Source organism: Pseudomonas koreensis, assembly GCF_036668835.1.
GTDB lineage: Bacteria > Pseudomonadota > Gammaproteobacteria > Pseudomonadales > Pseudomonadaceae > Aquipseudomonas > Aquipseudomonas koreensis_I.
In genome coordinates this window covers 152,068-171,858 of sequence record NZ_JAZEVW010000001.1, presented here as the reverse complement: position 1 = coordinate 171,858, position 19,791 = coordinate 152,068, and the positions used below count along the sequence as shown (strand labels likewise).

Below are 19,791 nucleotides of genomic sequence, written 5' to 3'. Positions count from 1 at the left end.
ACTGCAACAGGCTTATGTGGCGCCGCAAACCGCGCTGGAGCAGCAACTGACGGCGATCTGGCAGGACGTGCTCAAGCTTGAGCGGGTCGGCATCAGCGATAACTTCTTCGAGCTGGGCGGCGACTCGATCATTTCGATTCAAGTGGTCAGCCGCGCGCGGCAGGCCGGGATTCGCTTCACCCCCAAAGACCTCTTCGAGCACCAGACCATTGCCGCGCTGGCCGTGGTCGCACAGACCGGTGAAGCGCTGCACCTGATCGATCAGCAAGCAGTGACTGGCAACAGCGCGCTGCTGCCGATTCATCAGGAATTCTTCGCCCAAGCGATTCCCGACCGCCATCACTGGAATCAGTCAGTGATGCTCAAACCCACGCAAACGCTGAACGCACGGGTGTTGGAGCAAGCGCTGGATGCGCTGGTCGTGCATCACGACAGCTTGCGTCTGCAATTTGTCGAGCAGGTTGACGGCTGGGCCGCGCACTATCGCGACGTCGCCATGCAGGCGGGCGAAACCGTCCTCTGGCAGGTTGAGGTTGCTGACCTGGAAGCTTTAGAGTCGCTGGGCGACAAGGCGCAGCGCAGCCTGCAACTGAGTGGCGGTTCGCTGATCCGCGCGGTGCTGGCCAACCTGGCTGACGGTTCGCAACGGCTGTTGCTGATCGTCCATCATCTGGTGGTCGATGGCGTGTCGTGGCGGATTCTGTTCGAAGACCTGCAAAACGCTTATCGGCAGATCAGCGCCGGTCAGGCTGTGCTGCTCCCGGCCAAGACCAGCGCGGTCAAGGACTGGGCGGCGGCCTTGCAGGACTACGCTGCCAGCCCTGCCTTGCAAGCCGAGCCGGGCTTCTGGCAGCAGCAATTGCAGGGTGCTTCGGCGGCGTTGCCGTATGACCGCGCGAACGGTGGGCAACGACACGATCAGGCGCTGACTATCCGCAGCAAACTGAACCAGACCCTGACTCGCCAGCTGTTGCAGGACGCGCCGCATGCCTATCGCACGCAAGTCAACGATCTGCTGCTGACCGCGCTGGCGCGGGCGTTGGTGCGCTGGACCGGTGACGACAAGGCGCTGGTGTTGCTCGAGGGTCACGGTCGCGAAGATCTGTTCGAGCACATCGACCTGACCCGCAGCGTCGGCTGGTTCACCAGCGTCTACCCGGCCTGCCTGACGCCGGCCGCCGAGCTGGGTGCCTCGCTCAAGCAAGTCAAAGAACAATTGCGCGCGATTCCGCACAAGGGCATCGGCTTCGGCGCGCTGGCGTACCTGGGCGATGAACAGGCACGCCAGACCCTGCAAGCCTTGCCGGTACCGCGCCTGACCTTCAACTATCTGGGTCAGTTCGACGGCAGTTTTGCCGAGGCCGATCACGCCTTGTTCGTGCCGACCGGCGAAGCCGCCGGTGCCGAAGTCAACCTGCAAGGCCCGCTCGGCAATCCGCTGGCGCTGAACGGCAAAGTCTTCGGTGGTGAGCTGGACCTGGCCTGGACCTACAGCAGCGGCCCGTTCGATGCAGCGACCATTCAGCGCCTGGCCGATGACTATGTGCAGGAATTGACGGCACTGATCGGCCATTGCTGCGCCAGCGGCAACCGTGGCGTGACGCCGTCGGACTTCCCGCTGGCGCAGTTGTCGCAAGCGCAACTCGATGGGTTGATGCTGGCGCCGCAGAGCATCGACGACATCTACCCGTTGTCGCCGATGCAGCAGGGCATGCTGTTCCACACCCTGCTCGAACACGGCAATGGCGATTACATCAACCAGATGCGCCTCGACGTCGACGGTGTCGAGCCACAGCGCTTCCGTGCAGCCTGGCAAGCGGCGGTGAATGCCCATGATGTTCTGCGCAGTGGCTTCTTCTGGCAGGGCGATCTGCCGCAACCGCTGCAAGTGGTGCAGCGTCAGGTCGAGGTGCCGTTCAGCGTTATCGACTGGCGCGACAAGAGCGACCTCGACGCGGCGTTGCAAACCCTCGCCGACGACGAACGCGCTTTGGGCCTGGACCTGAACAGTGCGCCGTTGTTGCGTCTGGTGCTGGTGCGCACGGCGACCGATCGGCACCACCTCATCTACACCAATCACCACATTCTGATGGACGGCTGGAGCAGCGCGCAGTTGCTTGGCGAAGTCCTGCAGCACTATCGCGGCGAAGCGGTCGCGCGGCCAGCGGGGCGCTATCGTGATTACATCGGCTGGTTGCAGCGTCAGGACGCGGCAGCGACTGAAAATTACTGGCTGGCAACGTTGCGCGAGCTGCACGAGCCGACGCGTCTGGCCGATGCGATTGCGCGGCCGAACGAGGCTTTGCCGAGCGTCGGTTATGGCGACCATTACCATGTGCTGGACGCCGACCTGACCCGGCGCCTGAGCGAATTTGCCCGGGCGGCGAAAGTCACCGTCAACACCGTGGTGCAAGCGGCGTGGCTGTTGCTCTTGCAGCGTTACACCGGAAAAGCCTGCGTGGCGTTCGGCGCAACCGTGGCCGGGCGGCCGGCTGATGTGCCGGGGGTCGAGGCGCAGATCGGCCTGTTCATCAACACCTTGCCGGTGGTCGCCGCGCCGCAGGCGCATCAGGGTCTGGCCGAATGGCTGCAAGCCGTGCAGGGGCAAAACCTCGCCTCGCGCGAATTCGAACACACGCCGCTGGCCGACATTCAGCGCTGGGCCGGGCAGGGCGGCGACGCGCTGTTCGACAGCCTGATGGTGTTCGAAAACTACCCGATCGCCGAGGCGCTGGAGCGTGGCGCGCCGCAAGGCCTGCGTTTTGGTGCGGTGGTCAATCAGGAACAGACCAACTACCCGTTGACCCTGCTGGTGAACCTGGGCGCACAGCTGTCGGTGCATTTCAGCTATCAGCGTGACTGTTTCGCCCCGGCCAGCGTGGCGCAGTTGGGCGTGCATCTGCAGCGTTTGCTGATGCAGATGAGCGAATCGAGCGAACGTACGCTTGGCGAGTTGCAACTGATCGAAGACGCTCCGTGCGTTGACACCTCGTTCGTCACTGAACAGTGCATTCATCAGGCGATTGCCGAGCAGGTGGCAGCGGTGCCTGATGCACTGGCGGTGACCTTCAACGATAGACAATTGAGCTACGCCGAACTGGAGGCACAGGCCAATCGCCTTGCGCACAAACTGATCGAAATGGGCGTCGGCCCGGAAACGCGCGTGGGCGTGGCGATGCCGCGTTCCGAGCAATTGCTCATCGCGCTATTGGCAGTGCTCAAGGCTGGCGGCGCCTATGTGCCGCTGGATCCGGATTACCCGGCGGATCGCATCGCTTACATGCTCGAAGACAGCCGCGCGCGAGTGTTGCTTACCGAGCAGGCGGTCGCCGCAACGCTGAGCGTACCGGCCGAAACCCAAGTGGTGCTGATGGATCTGGTTGATCTGAGCAACTACCCAACCGCTGCCCCGCAAACGAATGTGCAGCCGGACAACCTCGCCTATGTGATCTACACCTCGGGTTCCACCGGCAAACCCAAAGGCGTGGCGATTGCCCATCGCAACGTCATGGCATTGATCGACTGGTCGGCCAAGGTCTATAGCCGCGACGATATTCAAGGTGTACTGGCGTCGACGTCGGTGTGCTTCGATTTGTCGGTGTGGGAACTGTTCGTAACGTTGGCAAACGGCGGCTCGCTGATCATCGCGCGCAACGCGCTGGAGCTGGCGCAATTGCCGGCGCGTGATCAGGTGCGTTTGATCAACACCGTGCCGTCGGCCATTGCCGCACTGCAACGTGCCGGGCAGATTCCGCCAAGCGTACGGATCATCAATCTCGCCGGCGAACCGCTCAAGCAAGGCCTGGTCGAGGCGCTGTATCAACAGCCGAACGTTGAACACGTCTACGACCTGTACGGCCCGTCGGAAGACACCACCTATTCGACCTGGACCCGCCGCGTCGCCGGTGGCCAACCGCGCATCGGTCGTGCGCTGGAGCACAGCGCCAGTCATCTGCTGGACGCCGATCTGCAGCGGGTGCCACAGGGCGTTGCGGCGGAGTTGTACCTGTCCGGCGCTGGCATCACCCGCGGTTATCTTGGCCGCGCGGCGATGACCGCCGAGCGTTTCGTACCCAATCCATTCAGCGACAACGGCGCGCGCCTGTATCGCACCGGCGATCTGATTCGCCTGCGCGAAAACGCCGAACTGGAGTACCTGGGACGTATCGACCATCAAGTGAAAATTCGTGGATTCCGTATCGAACTGGGTGAGATCGAGGCGCGATTGCTCGCTCAAGCCGCGGTCACGCAAGCGGCGGTGCTGGCCGTCGACAGCGATAGCGGCGCGCAACTGGTGGCCTACGTGGTCGCTCCGCAATTGGACATGCAGGACGGTGAAGCGCAGCGGCAACTGCGCGACGGACTAAAGACTGGCCTCAAGTCTTCGTTACCTGACTACATGATTCCCGCGCACCTGCTGTTTCTTGAGCAGTTGCCACTGACCCCCAACGGCAAACTCGACCGCAAGGCCCTGCCGGCGGTGGATGCCAGCCAGATGCAGGCCGCCTGGGTGGCGCCGCAGAGCGAGCTTGAGCAGCAGGTCGCGGCGATCTGGCAGCAAGTGCTCGAGGTTGAACGCATCGGTTTGCACGATCACTTCTTCGAACTGGGCGGGCACTCGCTGCTGGCGGTCAACGTGGTGTCGCGCATGGCCCTTGAACTGGGCCTGACGCTGACGCCGCAACTGTTATTCCAGCACCCCGTCCTGAGCGATTTTGTCGCTCGACTCGATACAGGAGGCGGGGCAATCAACGAACAGAAACTGAGCAAGCTGGAAGCCCTGCTTGACGATATGGAGGAAGTCTGATGGACAAGAGTGTTGCTTTGAGGGTAGCCAAGCGCTTTATCACTCTGCCGCTGGACAAACGCAAGCTGTACCTGGAGAAGATGCTCGAAGAGGGCGTCTCTCCGGCCAATCTGCCGATCCCGGAGACGCGTTCCGGGTTCGCGGCGATTCCTCTGTCGTATGCGCAGGAACGCCAGTTGTTCCTCTGGCAAATGGACCCGCACAGCAGCGCCTATCACATCCCCAGCGCCTTGCGCCTCAAGGGCCAGCTGGACGTCGCGGCACTGCAGCGCAGCTTTAACGCCGTGGCGGCGCGGCATGAAAGTTTGCGCACCACCTTCACTGAGCACGGTGAAAGTTTTTGCCAGGTGATTCACCCGCAGTTGCCATTGAACATCGCCGTGGCAGCGCTGCCCGCAGGCCTTGACGTCGCCGCTAGCGAGGCGGCGATCAAGGCGTTCGTTGAAAGCGAAACCGCGCGCCCGTTCGACCTGCAGCACGGGCCGCTGCTGCGCGTGGCGCTGCTCGAAATCGGCGCGGACGACCATGTGCTGGTGTTGATCCAGCACCACATCATTTCCGATGGCTGGTCAATCAAGGTGCTGGTCAATGAACTGATCCAGCATTACGCCGCCGACACCGCCGGGCAGCCACTGAGCCTGCCGGCGCTGGAGGTGCAATACGCCGATTACGCGATCTGGCAGCGTCACTGGCTGGAGGCGGGCGAACGCGAGCGGCAACTGGCGTACTGGATCAAGACCCTGGACGGCGAGCAGCCGGTGCTCGAACTGCCGATCGACTTCCCTCGTCCAGCCGTGCAAAGCCTGCGCGGGGCACGCCTCGAACTGAACCTGCCGGCGGCGCTCGGTGATGCGCTCAAGCAACTGGCCCAGCGCGAAGGCGCGAGCCTGTTCATGGTTCTGCTGGCATCGTTCCAGGCATTGCTGCATCGCTACAGTGGCCAGGCGCAGATTCGCGTCGGCGTGCCGACCGCCAACCGTAACCGGGTCGAAACCGAAGGCCTGATCGGCTTTTTCGTCAACACTCAGGTGTTGCACGCCGAGATCAACGGGCAACTGCCATTCAACCAGTTGCTGGCCCAGGTCAAGCAAGCGGCGCTGGCGGCGCAGGCGCACCAGGACCTGCCGTTCGAGCAACTGATCGAAGCGCTGCAACCGCAGCGCAGCCTGAGTCACAGCCCGGTGTTTCAGGTGATGTTCAACCACCAGAGCAGCCGTGACCCAGGACGCAGCGCGGCCCGGTTGCCGCAACTGAGCGTCGAGAATGTGCAGTGGGAAGGGCGCACGGCGCAGTTCGACCTGACCCTCAATACGTACGAATCCAACGACGGTTTTGCCGCCGAACTGATTTACGCCACCGATCTGTTCAAGCCTGAAACGGTCGAGCGTCTGGCCCGTCACTGGCAAAACCTGTTGCAAGGCATTGTCGCCACGCCGACGCGACGTGTCGGCGAGCTGCCGCTGCTGGAACAGGCCGAGCATGGCGTGCTCCTGCAAGACTGGTTCCGCGTGGCCGAGCAAAGCGCGTACGGCGACTGCGTGCAGCAGGACTTCGCCTTGCAGGCGCAAAAGAATCCGCATGCCACAGCGCTGATCATCGGCGACGAGGTGTTGATCTATGGCGAGCTCGATGCCCGCGCCAACCAGCTCGCGCACAAGCTGGTCGAGGCCGGCGTGGGGCCGGACCGACTGGTGGGCATTGCAGTCGAGCGCAGTGCCGACATGCTCGTCGGCCTGCTGGCGATTCTCAAGGCCGGCGGTGCTTATGTGCCGCTGGACCCGGGGTATCCACAGGAGCGGCTGGCCTACATGATCGAGGACAGCGGCCTGCAATGGCTGCTGACCCAGACGCATTTGCAGGCGCAGTTGTCGATCCCGGCGGGTGTGCAAACCCTGCTGCTCGATCAGCCACCTGAGTGGCTGGCGACTTACCCACAGACTGCGCCGCAGGTTGCCGTCACTGGCGAGCATCTGGCCTATACGATCTACACCTCGGGCTCCACCGGTAAACCCAAAGGCGTGATGGTGCGCCACGCAGCGCTGAGCAATTTTGTCGCGAGCATGATCAAACAGCCGGGGATTGCTGCCGCCGATCGCATGCTCTCGCTGACCACGTTCTCCTTCGATATTTTCGGCCTGGAAATCTACGGCCCGCTGCTGGCCGGCGCTTGCGTGGTACTGACTGGCAAGGACGTGCATCAGGACCCGCACGCGGTACTCGAACTGATCGAGCGGCATGCCGTCAGCATTCTGCAAGCCACGCCGTCGAGCTGGCGCATGCTGCTCGATCACCAACACGCAGCGATCCTGCGCGGCCGCACGTTCCTCTGTGGCGGTGAAGCGCTGCCGCAGGAACTGGCCACGCGCATGCTGGCGCTGACGCCGAACGTGTGGAACCTGTATGGCCCGACCGAGACCACCATCTGGTCGGCGCAACATGCCCTGAGTGCTGACAACAGCGGGCCATTCCTCGGCACGCCGATCGACAACACCGCGTTGTACATCCTCGGAAGTGACCTTGAGCTGAATCCACTCGGCGCGCCGGGTGAATTGCTGATCGGTGGCGAGGGCCTGGCGCGCGGTTATTTTCAGCGTCCGGACCTGACCGCCGAACGTTTTGTGCCAGACCCGTTTTCCACAACCGGCGCGCGTCTGTACCGCACCGGCGACCTGACCCGTTATCGCGCCGAAGGCGTGATCGAATACATCGGGCGTATCGACCATCAGGTGAAGGTTCGCGGTTTCCGTATCGAGTTGGGCGAGATCGAAGCCCGCTTGCTCGCGCTCGACAGCGTGCGCGAAACCGTGGTGGTTGCGCAGGACGGCCCGACCGGCGCGCAACTGGTCGGCTATGTGGTGCCGTCTGCCAGCGCTATCGATGAAGCCGAACTGCGCGCCGCACTCAAGGCCAGCCTCAAGGCCGAACTGCCGGATTACATGGTACCGGCGCACTTGCTGTTTCTCGCACAACTGCCGCTGACCCCCAATGGCAAAGTCGACCGCAAAGCCTTGCCGGCGCCAGACGCCAGCCGGTTGCAGTCAACTTACGTTGCGCCACACACCGCCACCCAGCACGCCGTCGCCGAGATCTGGCAAGCGGTGTTGAAGCTGGACCGAGTAGGGCTCAGCGACAATTTCTTCGAACTCGGTGGCCACTCGTTGCTGGTGACCCAGGTGGTGTCGCGCGTGCGTCAGGTGCTGAATATGCAAGTGCCGCTGCGCAGCCTGTTCGAGCACAGCACGCTGGACGATTTCGTTGCCGCACTGGGCGTCGATCAGGCAACCGAAGAACCACCGATTGTCGCCTTGCCACGCCTGCAACCGCTGCCGCTTTCTTATGCGCAGGAACGCCAGTGGTTCCTCTGGCAACTGGAGCCGACCAGTACGGCTTATCACGTCCCTGCGGCGTTGCGTCTGCGCGGCGTGCTGGATTTGCCCGCGTTGCAGCAGAGCTTCAATGCGTTGATCGAACGCCACGAATCCCTGCGCACCTGCTTCGTCGAACACCAGGGCCAGACGCTGCAAGTGATTCAGGCTCAAGGCACGCTGGATCTGCAAGTGCAGGAGGTTACCGGGCTGGATGATGCGGCATTGCAAGCGCTGGTCGCGGCAGAAACCCTGCACCTGTTCGATCTCCTGCAAGGCCCGTTGCTGCGGGTGAAATTGCTGCGTCTGGCCGCCGATGATCACGCGCTGGTCATTACCTTGCACCACATCGTCTCCGATGGCTGGTCGATGAACGTCATGGTCGATGAGCTGGTGGCGTTATACGCCGCTTACAGCCAGGGCCAGGCTGCGCAATTGCCGGCATTGCCAGTGCAATACGCCGATTACGCGGTGTGGCAAAAACAATGGATGGACGCCGGGGAGCGCGAGCGTCAATTGAATTACTGGACGGCGCAACTCGGCGACGGTGAGCAGCCATTGCTGGAACTGCCGAGCGACCGTCCACGTCCCGCCGAACAAAGCTATCGCGGTGCCCGTCACGATGTCCCGCTGAGCCTTGAACTGGCGACGGCGCTCAAGCAGGTCGCGCAGCGTGAAAACGTTACCCTGTTCGCGCTGCTGCTGGCGTCATTCCAGACCCTGCTGCATCGGTACAGTGGACAGGCTGATATCCGCGTCGGCGTGCCGGTGGCCAACCGCAACCGGGTCGAGACCGAAGGCCTGATCGGGTTTTTCGTCAACACTCAAGTGCTCAAGGCTGAATTCGACAGTCAGCAGACCTTCCGCAGCCTGCTGCAACAAGTGAAAAACAGCGTGCTCAGCGCGCAAGCCCATCAGGATCTGCCGTTCGAGCAACTGGTCGACGCGCTGCAACCGGAACGCAGCCTCAGCCACAGCCCGCTGTTTCAGGTGATGCACAATCACCAGAGCCAGGCCCGACAGGGGCAGGGCGCAACCCGCCTGCCGCAATTGCACATCGAAGGCTTGCCATGGGCCTCGAACACCGCGCAGTTCGACCTGACCCTGAACACGTTCGAATCGACTGACAACGTCTGGGCCGAACTGACCTACGCCACCGATTTGTTTGATCTGGCGACCATCGAGCGCTTGGCGCAGCACTGGCTCAATCTGCTGCACGGCATCGTGGCCGACAGTGCTCAACGCATCGCTGATCTGCCGCTGCACACTGCCGCCGAGCGCGAGGCGACCCTGCTGCAATGGAACCCGGCGGTCGTCGATTTCCCCAGCGAACAGTGCCTGCATCATCTGATCGAAGCCCAGGCCGCCCGCGCACCAAACACCATCGCCGTGAGTTGCGCCGGTCAAACGCTGAGTTATGCCGCGCTCAACCGCCGCGCCAACCAATGGGCGCACCAACTGATTGCGCAGGGTGTCGGCCCGGATGTGCGCGTCGGCCTGGCAGTGGAGCGCAGCCTCGACATGCTGGTTGGTCTGTTGGCGATTCTCAAGGCCGGCGGCGCTTATGTGCCGCTGGATCCGAGCTATCCGCAAGAGCGCCTGAGCTACATGATCGGCGACAGTGGCATCGGTTTGCTGTTGACCCAAAGCCATCTGCTTGCGCAACTGCCGGTGCCGGATGCCGTGCGCAGTCTGTTGCTCGATCAGCAGGGTGAAAATCTCGAAGGCTGCAGCGACAGCAATCCGCAAGTCAGCCTGAGCGCCGACAACCTCGCCTATGTGATTTACACCTCCGGTTCGACCGGCCAGCCGAAGGGCACCTTGCTCGCCCATCGCAATGTGCTGCGTCTGTTCGAGGCCACCGATGCCTGGTTCGATTTCGGCGCGGACGATGTGTGGAGCCTGTTCCATTCCTACGCGTTCGACTTCTCCGTGTGGGAGATTTTCGGTGCGCTGCTGTACGGCGGCAAACTGGTCGTGGTGCCTTACGAGGTGAGCCGTGCGCCAGAAGATTTCTTCGCCTTGCTCTGCCGTGAAGGCGTCACCGTGCTCAATCAGACGCCTTCGGCGTTCAAGCAGTTGATGCAAGTGGCCTGCGCGCCGGAGCACGCCGCGCAACAGCCGGCGCTGCGTTACGTGGTATTCGGCGGCGAGGCACTGGAGGTCAAGAGCCTGCGGCCGTGGTTCGAGCGTTTTGACGATCAGGCGCCGCAACTGATCAACATGTACGGCATCACCGAAACCACGGTGCACGTCACTTACCGTCCGCTGTCGATGGCCGATTTGCAGGGCGACGCCAGCAGCCCGATCGGCGTGCCGATCGCTGATCTGTCGTGGTACCTGCTCGACGCTGATCTGAATCCGGTGGCCAAGGGTTGCATCGGTGAGTTGTACGTCGGGCGCGCCGGTTTGGCGCGCGGTTATCTGAAACGTGCCGATCTGACGTCACTGCGGTTCATTCCCGACCCGTTTGCCGCTGACGGCGGTCGCCTGTATCGCACCGGCGATCTCGCCCGCTATCGCGCCGACGGCGTCGTCGAGTACATCGGGCGGATCGACCATCAGGTGAAAATCCGTGGTTTCCGTATCGAACTCGGCGAGATCGAAGCGCAACTGCAGGCTCAGAAAACCGTGCGCCAGGCCGTGGTGCTCGCGCAAACGGGCCTCAGCGGTCAGCAACTGGTCGCGTGGCTGGTGCCGCAGGATGCTGCGTTGCTTGAGGCCAGTGCGGCCGAGCAGGCGCAGTGGCGCGACAGCGTGCGTGCCGAACTCAAGGCAAACCTGCCGGATCACATGATCCCGGCGCACCTGCTGCTGCTCGCGCAATTGCCGTTGACCGCCAACGGCAAACTCAACCGCAAGGCGCTGCCAGCGCCGGATGCGAGTCAGGCCCAACAGGCATTTCAGGCGCCGCAAAGTGGGCTGGAACAGCGCCTGGCGGCGATCTGGCAAGACGTGCTGAAGCTGCCGCAAGTCGGCCTTAACGATAATTTCTTCGAATTGGGCGGCGACTCGATCATCTCGATTCAGGTGGTCAGCCGCGCGCGTCAGGCCGGGATTGGCCTGAACCCGAAAGACCTGTTCCAGCACCAGACCATTGCGCGACTGGCGCTGGTCGCGCAATTGGGCGCTGAACCCTCGTCGATCGATCAACAAGCGGTGAGCGGGGCAGCGGTGCTGCTGCCGATTCAGCAGCAATTCTTTGAAGACGACATTCCCGAGCGTCATCACTGGAACCAGTCGGTGCTGCTCAAGCCGCGTCAGCCACTGGATGCGGACAAGATCGAGCAAGTGCTGCGGGCGCTGGTTGCCCATCACGATGCCCTGCGGCTGAGCTTCACTCAGCGCGATGGCGTGTGGCAGGCCGAACACCGCGCCGTTGGAAACCTGCCGGACAATTTGCTGTGGCAGGAGCAGGTCGCCGATGCCGCGGCACTGGAAGCCTTGGGCAACCGCGCCCAGCGCAGCCTCGACCTGCAAAACGGGCCGCTGCTGCGCGCGGTGCTGGCGCAACTGGCTGACGGCACGCAACGTTTGCAACTGGTTATTCATCACCTGGCAGTGGACGGTGTGTCCTGGCGGATTCTGCTCGAAGACCTGCAGAATGCGTATCAGCAATTGCTCGACGGCCAGCCACTGCGCCTGCCGGCGAAAACCAGCGCCTTCAAGGACTGGAGCGAACAGGTGCAGCGCTACGCCAACAGCGCGGCACTGCAGCAGGAACTGGCGTACTGGCAGGCTTGCCTGCGCGATGTCAGCACCGATCTGCCATGCAAACGCGTGGATGCTGGTCAGCACAATCGATTGGCGCAGACCGTGCAGACCAGGCTGGGCACGGAACTGACCCGACAGCTGCTACAAGAAGCGCCTGCGGCCTATCGCACCCAGGTCAACGACCTGTTGCTGACCGCACTGGCACGGGTGATCGGCCGTTGGAGCGGGCAACCGTCGACGCTGATTCAGCTCGAAGGCCATGGTCGCGAAGAATTGTTCGACGGCGTCGACCTGACCCGTACCGTGGGCTGGTTCACCAGCCTGTTTCCGGTGCGCCTGACCCCGGCGCAAACGCCCGGCGAATCGATCAAACAGATCAAGGAACAACTGCGCTCGATCCCCAACAAGGGCATCGGTTTCGGTGCATTGCGTCATCTCGGCAATGCTGATGTACAACAGAGCCTGCGCGCCTTGCCGACGCCGCGCATCACCTTCAACTACCTCGGCCAGTTCGACGGCAGTTTCGCCGCTGACGATGCTGCGCTGTTCGCCCCTGCGCCGGACAACGCCGGCCTCGACCAGAGCGCGGACGCGCCGCTGGGCAACTGGCTGACCCTCAACGGTCAGGTGTATGGCGGTGAATTACGCGTCGGCTGGACCTTCAGCACCGAGCGTTTCGACACGGCGGACATCGAAGCCCTCGCGGCGGATTACGCTGACGAGCTGACCGCGCTGATCGAGCATTGTCTGACCCCAGGCGTTGAAGGCCTGACCCCCTCGGACTTCCCGCTGGCCGGGTTGACCCAGGCGCAACTCGACAGCTTGCCAGTGCTGGCGCAGCAGATCGCCGATGTCTATCCGCTGTCGGCAATGCAGCAGGGCATGTTGTTCCACAGTCTGTACGAGCAGGCCAGCGGTGATTACCTCAATCAGGTTCGCCTCGATGTCGAAGGTCTCGATCCGCAGCGCTTCCAGCAGGCGTGGCAAGCGGCGGTGGACCACCACGATATCCTGCGCACCGGTTTTGTCTGGCAAGGCCAACTGACGCGGCCGTTGCAAGTGGTGCACAAACATTTGCAGATGCCCTTCAGCGTGCTTGACTGGCGCGAGCGCGGCGATTGCGCGAATGAACTCAATGCGCTGGCCGCGGCCGAGCAGGCGCAGGGTTTCGACCTGAGTCAGGGACCGTTGCTGCGTATGGTGGTGGTGCGTCTCGATGCGCAGCGCTGCCATTTGATTTACACCAACCATCACATCCTGATGGACGGCTGGAGCAACTCGCAGTTGCTTGGCGAAGTCTTGCAGCGTTACAGCGGTATTGCTCAGCCGACGCTGGCCGGGCGGTATCGCGATTACATCGAGTGGCTGCAAGGTCAGGATGTTCTGGCCAGCGAGCATTTCTGGACCGCGCAACTGGCGGACCTGGAGGCGCCGACCTTGTTGGCGTCGGCACTCCAGGCGCAGCGTGGCGACGCCCCGCAACACGGCCACGGCGAGCATTTCTGTGTGCTCGATCTGCTGCAAACCCGGCAATTGGGCGAGTTCGCCCGGCAGCAGAAGGTCACCGTCAACACGCTGATCCAAGCGGCGTGGCTGTTGCTGTTGCAACGCCTGACCGGGCAGGCGAACGTGGCGTTCGGCGCCACGGTGGCCGGGCGCCCGAGCGAGCTCAAAGGCGTCGAGCAGCAGATCGGCCTGTTCATCAACACCCTGCCGGTGATTGCCAGCCCGCGCGCGCAACTCAGTGTTGGCGAGTGGCTGCAAAGCGTACAGGCACAGAACCTGGCGCTGCGCGAGCATGAACACACGCCGTTGTTCGATATTCAGCGTTGGGCGGCGCGCAACGGTGAAGCGCTGTTCGACAATATTCTGGTGTTCGAGAACTACCCGGTGTCCGAAGCGCTGGCCCAGGGCGCGCCGCAGGAACTGCGTTTCGGCGAGATCGCCAACCACGAACAGACCAACTACCCGCTGACTCTGCTGGTGCATCTGAGCGACGAGTTGTCCATGCACTTCAGCTACCAGTGCGACAGCTTCGCTGCCAAGAGCGTGGAGCAACTAGGCGAATTCATGCAGCGTTTGCTCGGGCAGATGAGCGAATCGAGCGAACGTAAGCTTGGCGAGTTGCAACTGATCGAAGACGCTCCGTGCGTTGATTCCTCGTTCGTCACTGAACAGTGCATTCATCAGGCGATTGCCGAGCAGGTGGCAGCGGTGCCTGATGCACTGGCGGTGACCTTCAACGATAGACAATTGAGCTACGCCGAACTGGACGCACAGGCCAATCGCCTTGCGCACAAACTGATCGAAATGCGTGTCGGTCCGGAAGTGCGCGTGGGCGTAGCGATGCCGCGCTCCGAGCAGTTGCTGGTCGCGCTGCTGGCGGTGCTCAAGGCTGGCGGCGCCTATGTGCCGCTGGACCCGGATTACCCGGCGGATCGCGTCGCCTACATGCTCGAAGACAGCCGTGCGCGAGTGTTGCTTACCGAGCAGGCGGTCGCCGCAACGCTGAGCGTACCGGCCGAAACCCAAGTGCTGTTGATGGATCTGGTTGACCTGCGCAACTACCCAACCGCTGCCCCGCAAACGAACGTGTTGCCCGACAACCTCGCCTATGTGATCTACACCTCGGGTTCCACCGGCAAACCCAAAGGCGTGGCGATTGCCCATCGCAACGTCATGGCGTTGATCGACTGGTCGGCCAAGGTCTATAGCCGCGACGATATTCAAGGTGTACTGGCGTCGACGTCGGTGTGCTTCGATTTGTCGGTGTGGGAACTGTTCGTAACGTTGGCAAACGGCGGTTCGCTGATCATCGCGCGCAACGCTTTGGAACTGGCGCAATTGCCGGCGCGTGATCAGGTGCGTTTGATCAACACCGTGCCGTCGGCCATCGCCGCGCTGCAACGTGCCGGGCAGATTCCGCCAAGCGTACGGATCATCAATCTGGCCGGCGAACCGCTCAAGCAAGGCCTGGTCGAGGCGCTGTATCAACAGCCGAACGTTGAACACGTCTACGACCTGTACGGCCCGTCGGAAGACACCACCTATTCGACCTGGACCCGCCGCGTCGCCGGTGGCCAACCGCGTATCGGTCGTGCGCTGGAGCACAGCGCCAGTCATCTGCTGGACGCCGATCTGCAGCGGGTGCCGCCGGGCGTTGCGGCGGAGTTGTACCTGTCCGGGGCGGGTATCACCCGCGGTTACCTCGGCCGCGCGGCGATGACCGCCGAACGTTTTGTGCCCAATCCATTCAGCGGCAACGGCGAGCGCCTGTATCGCACCGGCGACCTGATTCGCCAGCGTGAACAGGGCAACCTCGAATACCTGGGCCGCATCGATCACCAAGTGAAGATTCGCGGCTTGCGTATCGAACTCGGTGAAATCGAAGCACGCCTGATTGCGCATGCCGAAGTGCGCGAAGCGGTGGTGATTGCCAGCGAAGTGACGGGCAGCCAGCAACTGATCGCCTATCTGGTACCGGCCGATCCGACAGTGATCGAGGCCAGCGCCGAGCTGCAAGGTGATCTGCACGACCGCATCGGCGCCTGGCTGGGCGCAACCCTGCCGGACTACATGGTGCCCAGCCATCGCCTGTGGCTGGCGCAACTGCCGCTGACCCCCAACGGCAAGATCGATCGCAAGCGCTTGCCGGCGCCGGAATTGAGCGCGGTGCAACAACACGTCGAACCGGCCAACGCCACTGAGCAGGCATTGGTGGAGATCTGGAAAGAGGTGCTGGGGCTGTCGCAGGTCAGTACTCACGACAGCTTCTTCGCGCTGGGCGGCGATTCGATCATTTCGATTCAAGTGGTCAGCCGCGCCCGTCAGCAAGGCCTTGAACTGAGCCCGAAAGACCTGTTCCAACACCCGACCATCGAGCAATTGGCCCAGCGTGTCGGCAGCAGCGATGCTGTGGTAACGGCGCTGATCGAGATGCCGCTGCATGGCCTGAGTGATGCGCAAATTGCCGATCTACCGCTGGCGCAGGATCAGTTGGCCGGGCTTTATCGTCTGTCACCCATGCAGCAGGGCATGCTGTTCCTCGGCTTGAACTCGCCGGAATCGGACCTCTACATCAACCAGTTGAGCACCGCCGTGCAAGGCCTGGAGCCGGCGCGTTTGCAAGCGGCCTGGGCCAGCGTCAGCCGGCGTCACGACATTCTGCGCACGGGTTTTCTCTGGCAGGACATGGCCGAGCCGCTGCAGTTCGTTCTCGCCGATCCGCAATTGCCGTTCCGCCTGCTCGACTGGCGTGACCAGGATCACTCAACCGAGGCGCTGCAAGCATTGGCGGATGCCGAGCGCGCCAAAGGCTTTGATCTCGATCAGCCACCGCTGCAACGCCTGACGCTGGTGCAGGTTGGCGCAGACAGTTATCAACTGATCTGGACCTATCACCACATTCTCATCGACGGCTGGAGCAGTTCGCAGTTGATCGGCGAAGTGCTGAGTCAGTACTCCGGCACACCGCTGGCCGAGGCGGTGCCGTACCGTCGCTACATCAACTGGTTGCAACAGCAGGACGACGCGGCCAGCGAAGGTTTCTGGCGCGAGCAATTGAGCCAGCTCGACGAGCCGACTTACCTCGCCGACGCGGTGTCGCGCACTGGTAGCGGTCGCGGTCACGAAGCGCTGTACAGTCGCTTGGGCGCCGCACGCACCGAACGGCTCAAGGCTTTTGCGCAAGCGCAGCAGGTCACCCTCAACACCCTGGTGCAGGGCGCGTGGCTGATGCTGCTGAGCCGCTACAGCGGCCAGCGCTGCGTGGCGTTCGGTGCGACGGTGGCGGGGCGCCCGGCGAGCCTGCCGGCGTCGGAGTCGATCCTTGGCCTGTTCATCAACACCTTGCCGGTGATCAAGGATGTGCCGGCCGAGCAAGCGGTCGGCGACTGGCTGCGTGACCTGCAGGGCTTCAACCTCGAACTGCGTGAGCGCGAATACACCCCGCTGACCGACGTGCAGCGTTGGGCCGGGCGCGCGGGGCAGGCATTGTTCGATAGCATCATCGTCTTCGAGAATCACCCGATCGACCAGGCGCTGCGCGAATGGCGCGACGACTCGCTGACGTTCGGCGAGATCAGCAACGCCGGCCTGACCAACTTCCCGATGGACTTGATGGTCACGCTCGAAGAGGGGCTGGTGATCGAATACATGTTCCTGCGTGAGCATTTCGATCTCGCAACCGTGGAAGGCATTCGCGCCAACATGGAAGGCCTGCTCGCTGCATTGGCCGACGATGCCACGCAACCGCTGGGACGGATCGGTTTGCCGAGCGCTCGGTCGGTGATCGCGCCGAGCCTGCCAGCCGCTTCGCCGGCGCTGGCGGTGCATCAGCGTATTGCGCAACGGGCGATGGAGCAGGGCGAGCAGACGGCGGTGATCTTTAACGGCCAGGCGTTCAGCTATGTGCAGATTGACGCTCGCGCCAACCGTCTGGCCCATGCGTTGATCGCTGAAGGGGTAGGGCCGGAAGTGCGCGTCGGTGTCGCGCTGCCGCGCAGCGAAAACCTGATCGTGGCCTTGCTCGCGGTGCTCAAGGCCGGCGGCGCTTACGTGCCGCTCGATGCGACTTATCCACGTGAACGTCTGAGTTACTTGATGGGTGATTCCGGCATCGCTTTGTTGCTCAGCGATTCCGGTCTGCGTGAGGTCATGCCGACGCAGGCGGGTCTGCCTGTGCTGGAGCTGGATCAATTCGATCTGAGTGGTCAGCCGGAGAGCGCACCGCAGGTCGCCGTGCATGCGGACAACCTCGCTTACGTCATCTACACCTCTGGCTCCACCGGCCAGCCGAAAGGCGTCGGCGTCGCCCACGGGCCGTTGGCGATGCACTGTGAGGCGATCGGTCAGCGATACGAAATGACCGCAGCCGATTGTGAATTGCACTTCATGTCATTCGCCTTCGACGGCGCCCATGAGCGCTGGTTGACCACGTTGACCCACGGCGCGCGTCTGCTGGTCCGCGACGACAGCCTGTGGACCGCCGAGCAGACTTACGAAGCGCTGCATGAATACGGCGTGACCGTGGCGGCGTTTCCGCCGGTGTATCTGCAACAATTGGCCGAGCACGCCGAGCAGCACGGCAACCCACCCGCGGTGCGCATCTATTGCTTCGGTGGCGATGCGGTGCCGGTGGCAAGTTTCGAACTGGCCAAACGCGCGCTGAAGCCGCAATACATCATCAATGGTTATGGACCGACGGAAACCGTGGTCACGCCACTGATCTGGAAGGCCGGCACTGACGACGTCTGTGCTGCGGCCTACGCGCCTATCGGCCGAGTGGTCGGCGAGCGTAGCGGTTATGTGCTCGACGCCGACCTCAATCCGCTGCCGCTGGGCCTTGCCGGCGAGCTGTACCTGGGCGGCGCGTTGGCCCGTGGTTATCTGGGCCGTGCCGGTGGCAGCGCCGAGCGCTTCGTCGCCAACCCGTTCAGCGTCGACGGCAGCCGTCTGTATCGCACCGGCGACCTGGTGCGCCGGCGCGCCGACGGCACCGTCGACTACCTCGGGCGCATCGATCAGCAAGTGAAGATCCGCGGTTTCCGCATCGAGCTGGGCGAAATCGAGGCGCGTCTCAAGCAGCAACCCGGCGTACGCGACGCTGCTGTGGTAGCCCGTGAAGGTGTCAGCGGCAAGCAGTTGCTCGGGTATGTCGTCGCTATGGCCGACGTCGCGGTGGACGGTTTCTGCGAACGCCTGCGCGACCAGCTCAAGGTCAACCTGCCGGATTACATGGTGCCTGCGCACTTGATGCTGCTCGAGCGTATGCCGCTGACGCCGAACGGCAAGCTCGACCGCAAGGCCTTGCCGAACCCGGATGCCGAACAGCGCCAGGCTTATCTGGCGCCGCGCACCGAGCTGGAAAAGGCGCTGGCGAAGATCTGGCAAGATGTGCTGAAAATCGAACGCGTTGGCCTCAGCGACAACTTCTTCGAACTGGGCGGCGACTCGATCCTCAGCCTGCAAGTGATCGCCCGCAGCCGTGTGCTCAAGGCTCAGGGTCTGAGTTTGAAACTGCGCGACCTGATGCAGAAGCCGAGCATCGCCGAGTTGGTGGCCAGCGTGCAGGGCAGCACCGAAAAGGCCAGCGCAATGTTGGCGATGAATGCTCACGTTGACGGTGTCGCGCCGCTGTTCTGCATCCACGCAGGCTTTGGCACGGTGTTCGATTACGAGCCGTTGGCGCGACGCCTGAGCGGCCGCCGCCAGGTGTTGGCGATCCAGTCGCGGATGCTCCTCGATCCGACGTTCCACGACATCTCGCTGCAGAGCATGGCCAGCGACTACGTTGCGCAGATTCGCGCAAAACAGGCGCACGGGCCTTACCACCTGTTGGGCTGGTCACTGGGCGGGACCCTGGCGATGCTGATGGCGGCGCAACTGGAGCAAGCCGGGCAGATGGTGAAATTTGTCGGTCTGGTGGACTGCTTCGTGCCGTCGGCCAGGGTCGACGAAGGCGCGGTGGACGACTGGCAGGCCGACCTGCGTGACTTCCTGCAGGTGACGCTGCCGGATGCCGTGCCGGATTTGCACATCGACGGCGAAGAAACCCCGCAGAACCTTCGCGCACTGTTCACCCGCGCCATGAGCAGCGAACGCGGGACTTCGACCTACGTGGCGCTGGGCGCCGATGAACTGGCACATGTGTTTAGCGTCGCCCGCCGACTCAAACAGCTGTCGCTGCAACTGGACCGCTGCACACCGTTGGCGATCACGCCGATGTGCTGGTGGACCTTGGGGCGCGAAGAGGAAGCCTTGCAATTGGCAGCGCAACTGGCGCAGCCGGGCATGGGCGGTGAATGGCTCGCTTGCGGGCACTTCCAGATACCGCGCGATGCAACGTTCCTGTCCGAGGCTGAAGAAATGCTCGGCGAGATCGTTGAACCTGTAGCCATGTCCTGA

2 protein-coding genes (1 of these 2 only partly in view) are annotated in these 19,791 nt (G+C 63.0%); both read left to right on the top strand.

Going from position 1 to position 19,791, the window contains the following annotated elements; genetic code table 11:
• Window positions 1–4,807 carry the 3' end of a non-ribosomal peptide synthase/polyketide synthase gene (locus tag V6F91_RS00675; protein ID WP_332761575.1) on the top strand. It extends 7,514 nt beyond the left edge of the window, so the window shows 4,807 of its 12,321 coding nt (coding positions 7,515–12,321); its start codon lies off the left edge, out of view; it ends in the stop codon at window positions 4,805–4,807.
• Entirely contained in the window at window positions 4,807–19,791 is a 14,985-nt protein-coding gene (locus tag V6F91_RS00670) for a non-ribosomal peptide synthase/polyketide synthase (RefSeq protein ID WP_332761574.1), read from the top strand. The genes V6F91_RS00675 and V6F91_RS00670 overlap by 1 nt, the downstream gene beginning before the upstream one ends.

What these genes read in the sequence shown, in the direction of transcription:
- V6F91_RS00670 (WP_332761574.1), top strand. Translation starts at nt 4,807, where the DNA reads ATGGACAAGAGTGTTGCTTTGAGGGTAGCCAAGCGCTTTATCACTCTG.